Source organism: Herbaspirillum sp. CF444 (genome assembly GCF_000282135.1).
Lineage (GTDB): Bacteria > Pseudomonadota > Gammaproteobacteria > Burkholderiales > Burkholderiaceae_D > Herbaspirillum.
The window spans coordinates 42,206-55,650 of the sequence record NZ_AKJW01000065.1; the positions used below are offsets into that span (position 1 = coordinate 42,206).

The window sequence follows — 13,445 nt, forward strand, 5'->3', positions numbered from 1 at the left end:
GCGAAAATTGCCATCCATGTAACAAGCGTGTCACGAAATCCGATCGCAATTGCGGTTAAACTCGCGGCCATGGAAATCGAACTCAAACTATCCATCGCCCCGCGCGATGTCGACGCCTTTCATCAATTGCCGCTGTTGAAAGAATATTCATCCGGCGCGCCGGAAGTGCGGGAGCTGTTCAGCATCTATGTCGATACGCCTGGCTTGCATCTGAAGCAACACCGGTCGGCCTTGCGCGTGCGCAAGGTCGGCGATCGGTGGCTGCAGACTTACAAAGGCGGCGGCAAGGTTGAAGCCGGGCTGCATCAGCGCCATGAATGGGAATGCGAGGTTTCCGGGCCGGAAATCGATATCGACAGCTTGCTGCCGCTGATCGACAACCCGTCCGCGCGCGCGGCGCTGGAAGAACCCGGCCTGGCGGAACAATTGCGCGAAGTCTTTACGACCAGCTTCCAGCGGACCACCTGGATGCTGCATTTGCCGCAGGATACGGTGGTCGAGCTGGCGCTGGACCAGGGCTTCGTATCGGCTGGCGATGACACGGCGGTGCTGTGCGAGATCGAACTGGAACTCAAGTCCGGCCAGACCGATGCCTTGCTGGCGTTTTCACGGACGCTGAGACTGGCGATTAGTTTGGAGCCGAGCAATATCAGCAAGGCACAGCGTGGTTTTGCGCTGCGCTATTCAGAGGCCGACAGTTCGTTGTAACGTTTTCCCTCGACAATTCTCCCCGACATTTCGATGGTGTCTTTTCCGGCAGTGGCATGGATGCTGCTTGCCGGAACAGGACGGCCGGGCTCGCACTGGTCTGGTGCGCACCGGCCGTTTCAATCACATTATCCGAATCGATTTCGTCTGGGGGGACACATGAACAGCATTGCAGCAACTGCGCCGCTACCGGCCGCCGGTAGCGTGGAAGAACGCGATATCACCTTCCGCCGGATCGTCTGGCGCATCATTCCCTTCGTTACCCTGATCTGGTTCCTGGCCTGGGTCGACCGCGTCAACGTCGGTTTCGCCAAGCTGACCATGATGAGCGACCTGGCCTGGTCGGACGCCGTCTACGGTGCCGGCGCAGGGATCTTCTTCATCGGCTATTTCATTTTCGAAGTGCCGAGCAATCTGGCGCTGCAAAAGTTCGGCGCGCGCAAAACCATCATGCGCATCACCATCGGCTGGGGCATTACCTGTGTGCTGATGGCCTGGGTGCAGACCTCTGCACAGTTTTATATCCTACGCTTTCTGATGGGCGCCTTCGAAGCCGGCCTGCAACCGGGCGTGATCCTGTATCTGACTTACTGGCTGCCGACGCACAGACGCGGCAAGGCGCTGGGCGTGTTCGTTTCGGCCTCTGCGGTGTCGCTGGTGCTGGGCAGCCCGCTCGCCGCCTACATCATGGAGTTGTCGCAAGGCCTGGGTGGTTTCAAGGGCTGGCAATGGTTGTTCGTCATCGAGGGAATTCCATCGATCCTGGCCGGGCTGGCCGCCTACTTTTTGCTGACCGACCGGCCGCGCGACGCGAAATGGCTGAGCGAGCGCGAAAAGGCGCATGTCGAAACCGAATTGTCGGCTGAAGACCAGGCGCTGGGGCCGCGTGAACACAGCTTCTTCGCCTCGTTGCGCAGTGCGCGCATGTGGGCGTTGATTGCCGTGTTTTTCTGCATCATCGCCGGCAACGCGACGCTGGTCTATTACGGACCGAGTCTGGTGAAGGAAGTGGGCTTTACCGACATCAAGACCCTGGGCTGGGTCATGGGCGGAATCTATTGCTGCGGATGGTTCGGCATGCTGCTCAACGGCTACTTGTCGGACCGCAACAAGGAAGTGCGCATTCACACTGCCGTGGCCGCGGCCATCGGCGCGACCGGCTTGTTGTTGGCGGCTTATTTTCTGGGGCAGAAGAGCGCTGCCGGCGTGGTGTTTGCGCTGGCGCTGTCGTCGGCCGGCACCATGGGCGCGATTCCTGTGTTCTGGCAGTTGCCGGGGCGCTTCCTGTCAGGCACCGCGATCGTGGTGGGGCTGGCGGTGATCAATTCGGTGGCGAATCTGGCGGGCTATTTTTCGCCGCAGTTGCTGGGTTATCTGAAGACCACCACCGGGCAATACGGCAAGGGCCTGACCACCATCGCCATTGTCGAATTCATGGCGACGGCGATGATTTTTGCGTTTATCAGCAAGACATCTAAATCGGAAAAATAAGACTGTCTGAGAGTTTTGCTGTCGTCCCAGCGAACGCTGGGACCCAGTGTCGTGACAAACGTCGATACGACGCTGGGTCCTGACTTTCGTCAGGACGACGGCAATGCAGGCCGTTTATCAATCAGGAGGCGGCGGCGCCAGTACGTCGCGGCTGCCGCTCTTGGACATGGAGGACAGAATGCCTGCCGCCTCCATTTGCTCCACCAGCCGCGCCGCGCGGTTGTAGCCGATGCGGAACTGACGCTGCACTGAAGAGATCGAGGCGCGGCGGCTGCGCGTGACGTAGGCCACGGCCTCGTCGTACAGCGGATCGCTTTCGTCCCCCGGTTCGCCGAACATGTCGCCTTGCTGCGGCTCTTCCGAGGCCGGACCGGCCAAAATTGCCTCCTCGTATTGCGGCTCGCCATGGGCCTTCAGATGTTCCACCACGCGATGCACTTCTTCATCCGAGACGAAGGCGCCGTGCACGCGTTGCGGATAACCGGAGCCCGGCGGCAGGAACAGCATGTCGCCGTGGCCGAGCAGGGTTTCGGCGCCCATCTGGTCCAGCACGGTGCGCGAGTCGATCTTGGACGACACCTGAAAAGCCACGCGGGTCGGGATATTGGCCTTGATCAGGCCGGTAATGACGTCGACCGACGGCCGCTGCGTCGCCAGGATCAGGTGGATGCCGGCGGCGCGCGCCTTTTGCGCCAGCCGGGCGATCAGTTCTTCGATCTTCTTGCCGGCCACCATCATGAGGTCGGCCAGTTCGTCGATGACCACCACGATCATCGGCAGGCGATCCAGCGGCTCGGGTGCATCCGGCGTCAGCGAGAACGGGTTCCTGACGTACTTCTCGGCGGCGATGCCGTCGGCGATCTTCTGGTTGTAGCCGGCGAGGTTGCGCACGCCCAGCGCCGACATCAGGCGATAACGCTTGTCCATTTCCGCCACGCACCAGGACAGCGCATGCGCGGCCAGCTTCATGTCGGTGACGACCGGCGCCAGCAGGTGAGGGATGCCGTCGTAGACCGACAATTCCAGCATCTTGGGGTCGATCATGATCAGGCGCACGTCGTCAGGCGTGGCCTTGTACAGCAGCGACAGGATCATGGCGTTGATCGCCACCGACTTGCCGGAGCCGGTCGTGCCCGCCACCAGCATGTGCGGCGCGCGCGCCAGATCGGTCGCCACCGGCACGCCGGTGATGTCCTTGCCCATCGCCATGGTCAGGTGCGAGGCCGAACGCGCATAGGCTTCGGACTGGATGATTTCCGCCAGGCGGATCATTTGCCGCTTGGGATTGGGTAGTTCCAGGCCCATGCAGGTCTTGCCGGGAATCGTTTCCACCACGCGAATCGAGGTCAGCCCGAGCGCACGCGCCAGATCCTTCATCAGATTGACGATCTGCGCGCCGCGCACGCCCAGCGCCGGTTCGATCTCGAAACGGGTGATCACCGGCCCGGCATAGGCGCCGAGTACGGTCACGGGGACTTTGAATTCTTTCAGGCGCTGCTCGATCAACTGGCCGATTTCGACCAACTGGGCTTCGTCCATCTCCACCGGCATGTCGCTGCCCTGGTCGAGCAGGTCGATGCCGGGCAGGGGGATGTCGGTCGGGCGGTAGGGCGTGAACGTCTCGACGGTAGCGGATGTCGCAGGCTGAGGCGCGGCGACAGGCGCTTGCGTCCAGGTGCGGATTTGCATGGGCGCTGCGGGAGCCGCAGTGTAAGGCTGTTCAGGAACATCGAACAGGAGCGGCGTTTCGGCGGCAAGGGGAGCAGGCGCGGCAGGGGCGGTAGGGGCGGCGACTGATTCCCAAACCGGTTCAACCCGCGTGTCGATGATGCTGAACGGTTCGGGGGCGATGACGGCCTCGGGTTCCGGCAGATCGAACGGCAGCGGCGTTGGGATGGTTTCTGCCGGAATCTGCTGCATTCCGGCGGATGTTGGCACGGCAGGCGTGAAGCCAGGTGTGACGGCGGGCGCCGCCTGCGCTACCTGAGGAAGCGCAGGCGTTGCCGCATGAGAAGGCAGGCGCGCCGCCAGGGTGGCGCTCAGCGAGGTCGGAATCGCCTGGCTGCGGTCGCTGGCGGTGCTGATGCGCACCTTGGTGCTACTGCCGGGAATCGGCGTAATCCGCGGTTTGCTGATGATGCTGGTGGCGAGCGTTGGTTTCGGTGCTGCCTGATGCGCCGGCGCCGGTTCGGCCGCCTGCGTAGAAGTGGAGCGCGCCAGCATGGCCTGCGTCGGCCGCAGGGCTTCAAATGGCGCCCATTCGGAGGCGGGACGAGCCGGACGCTTGAGTGGCTGCTCGGTCGAGCGCGGCGCCGTCGGCCAGTTGCCGGCGGGTGTTTGCGATGGATTGGCGCTGCGCGGCATTTCGTTGGGCAGCGGCCACGGATCCCGTTTATGAGGGAGATTACGGGTGAGATTGCCGAAAGGCTGCAGGGGCTGGGGCGGCGTTTGCGCTTTGACCAGCTTGGGCGCCTGGCTGGCAGGGAGGTTGCGCACGGTCGGCGGAATATTGGCCTGGGTGCGGCGCGGCACCGATGCCTGCACCGGCAGGCCTGCCGTATCGGGTTCGTCGCCAGCGACGGCCTTGCGGCTGCGGCCGAACAGCCAGAACAAGCCCAGCAGTCCGCTTGCCATTAAGGCAAGTACGCCGATCAGCTTGCCGACGCCGGCCGTAATGCCGCGCGCCAGCGCCTGGCCGAAGAAATCGCTGTCCAGCGCGATGTCGCCCTGGCTTCTGAGCATGGCTTCGACGGCGCTGCTGGCGCACAGGACCATCAGCGTGCCCAGCCAGATACGGATGGAACCGCGTCCGCGCAGGCCCTTGCCGGACAGCAAAGACACCACTACTCTGCCGAGCAGGGGCAGTATCCACAAAAACGACCAGCCGAACCAATCAAGTAAAAATAAGCGCATCCCCTAAGTTTACAGGAAGCCGGGACGCAAACTGAATTTTCCGGCGGGGAAAACAAAAAATCGACAAAAAAGCGGCTAAAAAAGCGGAGCGCGCCAGGCAGAAAAAAGCCCGCTTTCCGGCGACCACAGCAGCAATTTAGCCGGCCTTTAAGTCATCGGCGAGTCCCGGGGCCGCCTCAGGCCGCAGGCATCTTGCGGAAGCCGATGGCGAAACGGTTCCAGGCGTTGATGGTGTTGATCGCCAGAGTCAGGTTGACCAGCTCGGCATCGGTGAACTGGGCGCGCACCAGGGCGTAATCTTCGTCAGGCGCGCCGGTTTGCGAGATCAGGGTCAGCGATTCGCTCCAGGCCAGCGCGGCGCGTTCGCGTTCGGTGAAGAACGGGGTTTCGCGCCAGACCGGGACGGCGTAGAGGCGGCGTTCGGTTTCGCCGGCCTTGCGGGCGTCGGCGGTGTGCATGTCGACGCAGAAGGCGCAGCCGTTGATCAGCGATACGCGCAGGCGGACCAGTTCCAGCAGGGAGGTTTCGAGGCCGAGTTTGCCGACCACGTTTTCCAGTGCAATCATGCCTTTGAGGACTTCAGGGGATGCCTTGTAGAAATCGACGCGTTGTTCCATGGTAATGCTCCTTCAGAGTGAGTAAAAAAAGTCATGTGGCGTCGGCATCTCAGTTGCTTGGAGTGCTTGTTTTGCTTGGCCAGTGACGTCATCTTAAGGAGTCCAATACCCTGCGCAGATAACCAATTCTCCGAAAAATGAGGAGACCACTTCCGGCGCTGCGGCTAAAATCGCGGTGACAACAACAAGCATAGCGAACACCGGAAGCTCCATGGAATTGCACATCGTCATCGAAGGAAACAAAGACCTGGCCGGGCAGGTGTACCGCCAGTTGCGCGACGCCATCCTGACCGGCCGCCTGGCGCCGGGAGAACAGGTGCCGCCGTCGCGGCTGCTGGCGACGCAACTGGGCCTGTCGCGCAAAACGGTCTCGGAAGCCTACAGCCGCCTGACGCTGGACAAGCTGCTGGTCGGCCGGATCGGCAGCGGCACCTTCGTCAATACGCCGGCGGAGGCCAAACCCAAGACCAGGCGTTTTGAAAGCCAGGACCTCGCGGCCGGCAAGCTCATCGCGCACTGGCTCGATCAGTCGTTTCCGCTGTTGATGCGGCACGTCGGCCCGGAAACGCGCTCGCAATATGATTTCATGGGCGGCATCCCGGTGCGCCGGCAATTCCCGCAGGAAGAATGGCGCCAATGCGTGCTGTACGGTTTACGCCAGATCAGCGAATCGCGCGGATTTTATGCAGAGACCGAAGGCCTGCCGGCGCTGCGCGAAGCGATCGCGCGCCACGTATCGTTTTCACGCGGAGTGCAATGTACGGCCGCCGACGTGCTGGTGACTAACGGCGCGCAGCAGGCGCTGGACCTGATTGCGCGCGTGCTGGTGGAGCCGGGCAGCGTGACGGCGGTGGAAGATCCCGGCTATCCGCCGGCGCGCATGCTGTTCTCTGCGCAAGGCGCCAAGGTGGTGGGCATTCCGGTGGACAGCGAGGGTATGCAGGTCGACCTGATTCCGGATGGGACGCGCCTGATCTACGTAACGCCGGCGCACCAGTTTCCGCTCGGCATGCCGATGAGCCCGGCGCGCCGCACGGCCTTGCTGGCGCGCGCGCGTGAATTGCGCGCCATTGTCATTGAAGACGACTACGACAGCGAGTTCCGCTACGAAGGGCGGCCCATGGATTCACTGCAGAGCATGGACCAGGACGGGCTGGTGGCGTTTGTCGGCACGTTCTCCAAATCCATGAATCCGGAATTGCGGGTAGGCTACGTGATCGCGCCGCCGGCCATCCTGCGCGCGATGACCGTGGTCAAGGGCTTGTCGGACTGGCATACGCCGACCATGACCCAGTGGGCGATGGCCAAGTTCATCGATGAGGGCTATCTGCAAAAGCACATCCGCCGCTGCCACGGCATTTACGTCGCGCGACGCGAAAAGCTGCATGCCGCACTCAACGGCCATCTCAAGCCGTGGATGCGCGCGGTGCCGACCACCGCCGGTTTCCATCTGGCGGCGGAGCTGACGGCCGAGGTCGACATGGTGCAACTGCTGCGACTGGCGCGCAGGGTGGATGTGGCGCTGTACACACTGGACGAGTTCTACTATCGGATCGAGCCGCAGCCGGCGCTGTTCTTCGGCTATGGCGCCATCGAGTCGCTCGACATCGAAGTTGCACTGGGGAGGGTGGCGACGATTCTGAACGAGCTGACTTCTTAGGGCCGCCTCGATTAAGCAACTTCAATCATCGGATAGAAATCCCGATCTTCGCGCTTCATGCGCTCAAACAGGATCTTCAATACGCGATTCGCCTCGGCGCGGAATCCTTCCGGATTGGCGATCAGATGGCCGGCATCATTCCATTTGCGCGCAAATTCACTATAAGTCTCGGCAATATGCGTCATCTCGTGCTGATACTGCTTGCCCAGCATCGCCAGGCGCGGGTTGTTGGCTTCCTGCAGGGCGGGGTAGAGGAATTTGTCTTCGATGGACAGATGCAGCTTGATGACCGAGCTCATCTTGATCACAAGGGCCGCGATATCGGCGGCGTTCCGGGCGATCCCTTCATGGGACAGCTCCTTGAGTGTGCGGATGCTGTCGAAGATGGCGATATGCTGGTGTTTGTATTTGTCGATGTTCATGGAAATGCTCGCTTGGGTCTGAAATGTGACGGAAAAAACGCCGGACCACGCTGATGCATGATGTCGCCCGATCCGGCGCAAAACTCACGATGCTGTCGGGACGACTTCCATCAATCCAGCGACGAAGCCGGACCGAAGAACTCGTAACGGCTTTGCGCCGCCGGCACGCCGAGGTCCTGCAGGTGGCGCTTGACGGCTTTCATGAAGGACTTGGGACCGACGAAATAAGCGTCCACGTCCATCGATGCCGGCAGCCAGTTGCCGAGTTTGTCGCGATCGATATAGCCGGTCGCATGCGGCGCCGGGTCCTGTTCGCGCGGCTGCTCGTAGCAGAAGTAGTGCTGCAGCTGCGGATGCGCTTGCGCCAGATCGGCGATCTTCTTGCCGAAGGCATGTACGCCGCCGTGGCGCGCGGCATGGATGAACACCACCGGACGCCCGGTCGGCAGCGCCGCATCCAGCATCGCCAGCATCGGCGTGATCCCGACGCCGCCGCTGATCAGCACCAGCGGCTTGTCGCTGGCGGTCAGCGTGAACTCGCCGGAAGGCGGCATCAGGTCGATGGTCTTGCCGACCGTCATGCGGTCGTGCAGATAGTTGGATACCTTGCCGTTCGGCTCGCGCTTGACGCTGATGCGGTACATCTTGCTGTTGGGCGCGGCCGACAGCGAATATTGGCGGCGCATTTCTTCGCCGTCGACATCGACGCGCAGGCCGATGTACTGGCCCGGCAGGTAGGACAGGATCGCCTTGCCGTCTTCCGGCGCGAAATAGAAGGAGGTGATTTCGTCGCTTTCCTCGACCCGGCGCACCACCACGAACTTGCGCATGCCGCGCCAGCCGCCGTCGGCGATTTCCCTGGCGGCGTAGATGCCTTCTTCGGCGCCGATCAGGATGCCGGCCAGTTGCTGATACGCTGCGCTCCAGGCTTCGATGACCTGGTCGGTGGCGATCTCGGCGCCCAGCACTTCACGGATGGCGCGCAGCAGGCAGTCGCCGACCATCGGATAATGCTCCGGCAGGATCTGCAGGGCAACGTGCTTGTTGACGATGGTGCTGACCAGGCCGCCGAGCTGCTCCAACTGGTCGATATGACGCGCATACATCAGCACGCCGTTGGCCAGCGCGCGTTGCTGGTCGCCGCTGCCTTGGTGGGCTTTGTTGAAGTAGGGGATGACTTGCGGATAATCGCGCATCAGCATTTTGTAGAAATGCGTGGTCAGCGCTTCGCCGCCGCTTTCCAGCAGAGGAACGGTGGATTTAACGATGGCGCGGTGAGCGTCGGATAGCATGGAGGGCCTCTTTCAAGTGGGTTAGTCCGGAGAAAATCGGGAAAAACATCGAAATGTCGCTGCAAAAAATCATTTCGTCCCTGTTCTCTATACAATCTCCATGCCAGTATAAAAATCCTTTACAATCAGTTGCTTAGAAATTTGACGAGTCAAATTGACCCGAGTCAAATCGACACGAAAAGAGTAAAAATGACTCCAAAGCTCTTGCTGGACGCGCTGATTCCCCTGATGGCCGACCTGTCGCGCGAAATGCACGACAGCGAACGCTATCGTCGCCTGCTCGACACCTTGCGCATGCTGTTTCCCTGCGATGCCGCGGCCTTGTTGCGGCTCGATGGCGAGGTGCTGGTGCCGCTGGCGATCAACGGCCTCTCCAGCGACACGCTCGGCCGGCGCTTCCGCGTGAGCGAACATCCGCGCTTTCGCATCCTGCTGTCGAACGTGCCGCCGACGCGCTTCCCGGCAAACTCGTCATTGCCCGATCCTTATGACGGATTGGTCGAGGCGCATTCGGGTGAACTGCACGTGCACGATTGCATGGGCTGTCAAATCACCATGAACGGCCGGCCCTGGGGTTTGCTGACGCTCGATGCCCTGGGACCGGGCCGTTTCGATTCTGTTGATACGGCGTCCTTGCAGGCCTTCGCCAGCCTGGCGGCGGCGACCGTCAACGTCGCCGAGCGCATCCATGACCTGGCCGTCACCAGCGAGCAGGAACGCCAGCGCGCCGAAGCCTACCGGCTGGCTGCCAACCAGAGTCGGCGCGAGCTGATCGGCCAGAGTCCGGCGCACAAGAAAATGATGAAGGAAATCCGCCTGGCCGGGCCGAGCATCATGACCGTGCTGATCACCGGCGAAACCGGCACCGGCAAGGAACTGGTCGCCAACGCCATCCACGCCGCCTCGCCGCGTGCGCGCAAACCCATCATCAGCCTCAATTGCGCCGCCTTGCCGGAAACCCTGGTCGAGAGCGAATTGTTCGGTCACGTGCGCGGCGCGTTTTCCGGCGCCGTCAGCGACCGGCGCGGCAAGTTCGAGCTGGCCGACGGCGGCACGCTGTTTCTCGATGAAGTGGGCGAGTTGTCGCTGGCGGTGCAGGCCAAGCTGCTGCGCGTGCTGCAGAGCGGCCAGATCCAGCGCGTCGGCTCGGACGAGGAACACAAGGTCGACGTGCGCGTCATCGCCGCCACCAACCGCAACCTGGAAGAAGAAGTGCGGCAGGGGCGCTATCGTTCCGACTTCTATCACCGCTTGAGCGTCTATCCGCTGACGGCGCCGCCGTTGCGCGAGCGCGGCCACGATATTTTGCTGATCAGTGGATTTTTCCTGGAAGAGAACCGTTTCCGGCTGGGTTTGCTGAGCCTGCGCCTGGCCACCGATGCGCAGGAAGTGCTGCTCGGTTACCGCTGGCCGGGCAATGTGCGCGAACTGGAACACGTGATCGCCCGCACCGCGCTCAAGGCGCTGGCGAAGCAACCGGAGCGGCCGCGCATTCTGACGTTGGCGGCGGAAGACTTCGATCTGGTCAACGAGATCAAGCCACTGACATTGGAGCAAGAGGAACAGACCCAGACTGAGCTGGACCTGCAAAACGGCAGCAGCCTGCGCGATGCAGTCAGTGCTTACGAACGTCGCCTGATCAGCGCCAGCCTGGCGCGCAACGGCGGCAATGTGGCGTCCACTGCGCGCGAGCTGGGCATCGATCGCGCCAACCTCAACCGTATGGCAAAACGGCTGGGGCTGAAATAATCCAACCGGACGTATAACCGTCGTCCCAGCGCACGCTGGGACCCAGTGTCGTTATGACCGTCTTTACGACGCTGGGTCCCGACTTTCGTCAGGACGACAGCTTCGGTTTCTTCGACTTAAAACTGCTCCCACGAGCCGCTGTCATCAGCAGCCGGGGCGGTAGTCGCAATCGCTTTCCTGGCCGATGAAGCCGCCGGTGCTGAGGATTTGGCCGGCAACGGCGCCGGTTTCGGTGTGATGTTGACGGTGCGTTTTGGTGCGGGAGCGACATGCGCGTGGCTTTGTGGCTGCGCCAGCGCATGGCGATCCAGCTTGAATACGCTGACGGTCTGCGACAGGTTGCTTGCCTGTTCCTGCAACGATTGTGCTGCGGCAGCGGCTTCTTCCACCAGCGCAGCGTTCTGCTGCGTCACTTCATCCATCTGGGTAATCGCACGGTTGATTTCATCGAGGCCGACGCTTTGCTCCTGGCTGGCGGCGGTGATTTCGCCGACGATGTCGGTGACGCGCTTGACGCTGCTGACGACCTCATCCATGGTCGATCCGGCCTGTTCGACCAGCTTGCTGCCGACGTCGACCTTGGCGACGGAGTCGTCGATCAGGGTCTTGATTTCTTTCGCGGCGGCGGAAGAGCGTTGCGCCAGGCTGCGCACTTCGGAGGCGACCACGGCAAAGCCGCGGCCTTGCTCGCCGGCGCGTGCCGCTTCCACGGCGGCGTTGAGCGCAAGGATATTGGTCTGGAAGGCAATGCCGTCGATGACGCTGATGATGTCGACGATCTTGCGCGAGGATTCGTTGATGGAGCCCATGGTGTCGACCACCTGACCGACCACGTTGCCGCCCTGGATCGCGACTGCCGAGGCCGATACCGCCAGCTGGTTGGCCTGGCGCGCGTTGTCGGCGTTCTGCTTGACGGTCGAGGTCAGCTCTTCCATGGCCGAGGCGGTTTCTTCCAGCGAGCCGGCCTGCTGCTCGGTGCGCGAGGACAGGTCCATGTTGCCGGTGGCGATTTCGCTCGATGCGGTCGAGATGGTATCGGTGCCGGTGCGCACGTTGCTGACGATGCGCAGCAGGTTGTCGTTCATCAGCTTGAGCGCGCCCAGCAACTGGCCGGTTTCGTCATTGCTGTTTTGCCGGATGTCCGCGGTCAGGTCGCCGTCGGCCACCTGGCGGGCAACCTTGACCGCTTCTCCCAGCGGCTGCGAGATAAGGCGGGCGATCCAGATCGCCAGCGCCAATGCCGCTGCCACGCAGACCGCCAGCATGCCGATGATCCATATGCGCGCGCTGGCGTAGGTTTCGTCGGCAGTCTTGCTGGACTTTTCGGAACCGTTGTCGTTGACGTCGACCAGCTTGTCGACTAGTTCAACCATCTGGCGATAATTTTTGGTGGAGTCGCCCTTGAACAGGGCGCGCGCTTCCTGGTCCTTGTTCTGGCGGGACAGGGCGATGATCTTGGGATGCTCGCCGACGAAAATGTCGATGGCTTTGACGACATCCGGATAAATGGCGCGTTCCTCCGGCTCGGTGATCTGTCCTTCGTATTTTTTGCGTAGTGCAAGCAGCGTATCGATTTGTTTGTTGACGTTTTGCTCGATGTCGTCGAACTCCTTGGGATCCGAAGCCATGATGTGCTGCTGCTCGAAGCTGCGTATGCGGGCTGCGGTGAATTTCAGTTGCGCCAGTGTGCGTATGGTCGGCAGCCAGTTGGTCGAAATGTCGGTGGAAGCCGTGTTGACCTTGTCCAGCTGGACGATGGCGAAGACACCGAGGCCAAGCACAAGCACGATCACAGATAGAAAAGTTGCGATCAGTTTGGTGGCGATTTTCAAGTTATAAAACCATTTCATTATTCTCTCCTCGGTGGATGAATCGCCGGCGCCGACACGCATACCTATAAGTATGCGTGTACATAGAATTGCATAAAAAATAACTTTTCTCAAACAAAACCGGTTATTTCTTGTAAATTTTTTGATAATTTTTACCTTGCAATTTCGTGTTGTTTCGCAGGTGGCACGTCCGTTGCTTAAAGCTGACGGATCGTCAGTCACCCGTCAGAAAAGGATAGATGCCATGCCGCAGAAATCAGACTTTCCCGAACAAGGCCTGAGACCTACACAGGACCAGATCCGCCGCCATTTGCGGCGTTCGAACGAGGTCGCCAAACGCGCCGTGAGCATCGGCCACCATCCCTTCGGCGCCATCCTGGTCGGGCCCGATCAGGAGACCGTGCTCATGGAGCAATGCAATGTCGACACCGTTAATCATGCCGAGGCCGTGCTGGCGCGCACGGCGGCATTGAACTATTCGCCGGAATATTTATGGAGCTGCACCTTGTACACCTCGGTCGAGCCCTGCTGCATGTGCGCCGGCACGGCCTATTGGGCCAACATCGGCCGCGTGGTGTATGGCATGACCGAGCGTCAGTTGCTCGACGTGACCGGCGCGCACAAGGAGAACCCGACCATGAGCGTGGATGCGCGCTATGTGTTCGATCACTGCCAGAAGCCGGTCGAGCTGATCGGGCCGATGCCGGACATGGTGGATGAAATCGTGGAGTTGCAGCGCAGCTTCTGGGCGTCGCGTTAAGAAT

At 61.4% G+C, this 13,445-nt stretch carries 10 protein-coding genes; 5 read left to right on the top strand and 5 right to left on the bottom strand.

The window, feature by feature from the left end:
- Nucleotides 1-69: 69 nt before the first annotated feature.
- Complete coding sequence (locus PMI16_RS14865; protein ID WP_007880892.1) at nt 70-708, top strand: CYTH domain-containing protein; 639 nt, start codon at nt 70-72, stop codon at nt 706-708.
- Between the two features lie 159 nt (nt 709-867).
- The gene (locus tag PMI16_RS14870; protein WP_007880902.1) at nt 868-2,199 is read left to right on the top strand and encodes an MFS transporter; all 1,332 of its coding nucleotides are present in this window, start codon (nt 868-870) and stop codon (nt 2,197-2,199) included.
- A gap of 117 nt (nt 2,200-2,316) precedes the next feature.
- Here PMI16_RS14870 and PMI16_RS14875 read toward each other — a convergent pair whose 3' ends face one another.
- Together PMI16_RS14875 and PMI16_RS14880 are read right to left on the bottom strand one after the other, a co-directional pair.
- Entirely contained in the window at nt 2,317-5,112 is a 2,796-nt protein-coding gene (locus PMI16_RS14875) for an FtsK/SpoIIIE family DNA translocase (protein WP_007880904.1), read from the bottom strand.
- A gap of 176 nt (nt 5,113-5,288) precedes the next feature.
- On the bottom strand, nt 5,289-5,729 hold the full coding sequence (locus PMI16_RS14880; RefSeq protein ID WP_007880905.1) for a carboxymuconolactone decarboxylase family protein: 441 nt from the start codon (nt 5,727-5,729) through the stop codon (nt 5,289-5,291).
- A gap of 211 nt (nt 5,730-5,940) precedes the next feature.
- On the opposite strand from PMI16_RS14880, the gene pdxR reads away from it, so the two are divergent.
- A complete protein-coding gene (pdxR, locus tag PMI16_RS14885) occupies nt 5,941-7,389 on the top strand; it encodes a MocR-like pyridoxine biosynthesis transcription factor PdxR (protein ID WP_007880906.1) in 1,449 nt (482 codons plus the stop codon).
- 11 nt (nt 7,390-7,400) lie between these two features.
- Here the strand turns inward: pdxR and PMI16_RS14890 are convergent, their stop codons facing one another.
- Together PMI16_RS14890 and hmpA are read right to left on the bottom strand one after the other, a co-directional pair.
- Nucleotides 7,401-7,811: a hemerythrin domain-containing protein gene (locus tag PMI16_RS14890; RefSeq protein ID WP_007880907.1), complete on the bottom strand. Its 411-nt coding sequence runs from the start codon at nt 7,809-7,811 to the stop codon at nt 7,401-7,403.
- Nucleotides 7,812-7,921: 110 nt separating this feature from the next.
- Entirely contained in the window at nt 7,922-9,103 is a 1,182-nt protein-coding gene (gene hmpA / locus PMI16_RS14895; protein ID WP_007880908.1) for an NO-inducible flavohemoprotein, read from the bottom strand.
- Nucleotides 9,104-9,292: 189 nt separating this feature from the next.
- On the opposite strand from hmpA, the gene norR reads away from it, so the two are divergent.
- The gene (gene norR / locus PMI16_RS14900) at nt 9,293-10,852 is read left to right on the top strand and encodes a nitric oxide reductase transcriptional regulator NorR (protein ID WP_007880909.1); all 1,560 of its coding nucleotides are present in this window, start codon (nt 9,293-9,295) and stop codon (nt 10,850-10,852) included.
- 116 nt (nt 10,853-10,968) lie between these two features.
- Here norR and PMI16_RS14905 read toward each other — a convergent pair whose 3' ends face one another.
- Nucleotides 10,969-12,702, bottom strand: a complete 1,734-nt coding sequence (locus PMI16_RS14905) for a methyl-accepting chemotaxis protein (protein ID WP_007880911.1) — start codon at nt 12,700-12,702, stop codon at nt 10,969-10,971.
- Nucleotides 12,703-12,925: 223 nt separating this feature from the next.
- On the opposite strand from PMI16_RS14905, the gene PMI16_RS14910 reads away from it, so the two are divergent.
- The gene (locus tag PMI16_RS14910; RefSeq protein ID WP_007880913.1) at nt 12,926-13,441 is read left to right on the top strand and encodes a nucleoside deaminase; all 516 of its coding nucleotides are present in this window, start codon (nt 12,926-12,928) and stop codon (nt 13,439-13,441) included.
- Nucleotides 13,442-13,445: the final 4 nt, after the last annotated feature.

Excerpts from the sequence above, each read along its gene's own strand:
- PMI16_RS14880 (WP_007880905.1), bottom strand. The coding sequence starts at position 5,729 with ATGGAACAACGCGTCGATTTCTACAAGGCATCCCCTGAAGTCCTCAAA.
- PMI16_RS14905 (WP_007880911.1), bottom strand. The coding sequence starts at position 12,702 with ATGAAATGGTTTTATAACTTGAAAATCGCCACCAAACTGATCGCAACT.
- PMI16_RS14890 (WP_007880907.1), bottom strand. The coding sequence starts at position 7,811 with ATGAACATCGACAAATACAAACACCAGCATATCGCCATCTTCGACAGC.
- hmpA (WP_007880908.1), bottom strand. The coding sequence starts at position 9,103 with ATGCTATCCGACGCTCACCGCGCCATCGTTAAATCCACCGTTCCTCTG.
- pdxR (WP_007880906.1), top strand. The coding sequence starts at position 5,941 with ATGGAATTGCACATCGTCATCGAAGGAAACAAAGACCTGGCCGGGCAG.
- PMI16_RS14870 (WP_007880902.1), top strand. The coding sequence starts at position 868 with ATGAACAGCATTGCAGCAACTGCGCCGCTACCGGCCGCCGGTAGCGTG.
- PMI16_RS14910 (WP_007880913.1), top strand. The coding sequence starts at position 12,926 with ATGCCGCAGAAATCAGACTTTCCCGAACAAGGCCTGAGACCTACACAG.
- PMI16_RS14865 (WP_007880892.1), top strand. The coding sequence starts at position 70 with ATGGAAATCGAACTCAAACTATCCATCGCCCCGCGCGATGTCGACGCC.
- PMI16_RS14875 (WP_007880904.1), bottom strand. The coding sequence starts at position 5,112 with ATGCGCTTATTTTTACTTGATTGGTTCGGCTGGTCGTTTTTGTGGATA.
- norR (WP_007880909.1), top strand. The coding sequence starts at position 9,293 with ATGACTCCAAAGCTCTTGCTGGACGCGCTGATTCCCCTGATGGCCGAC.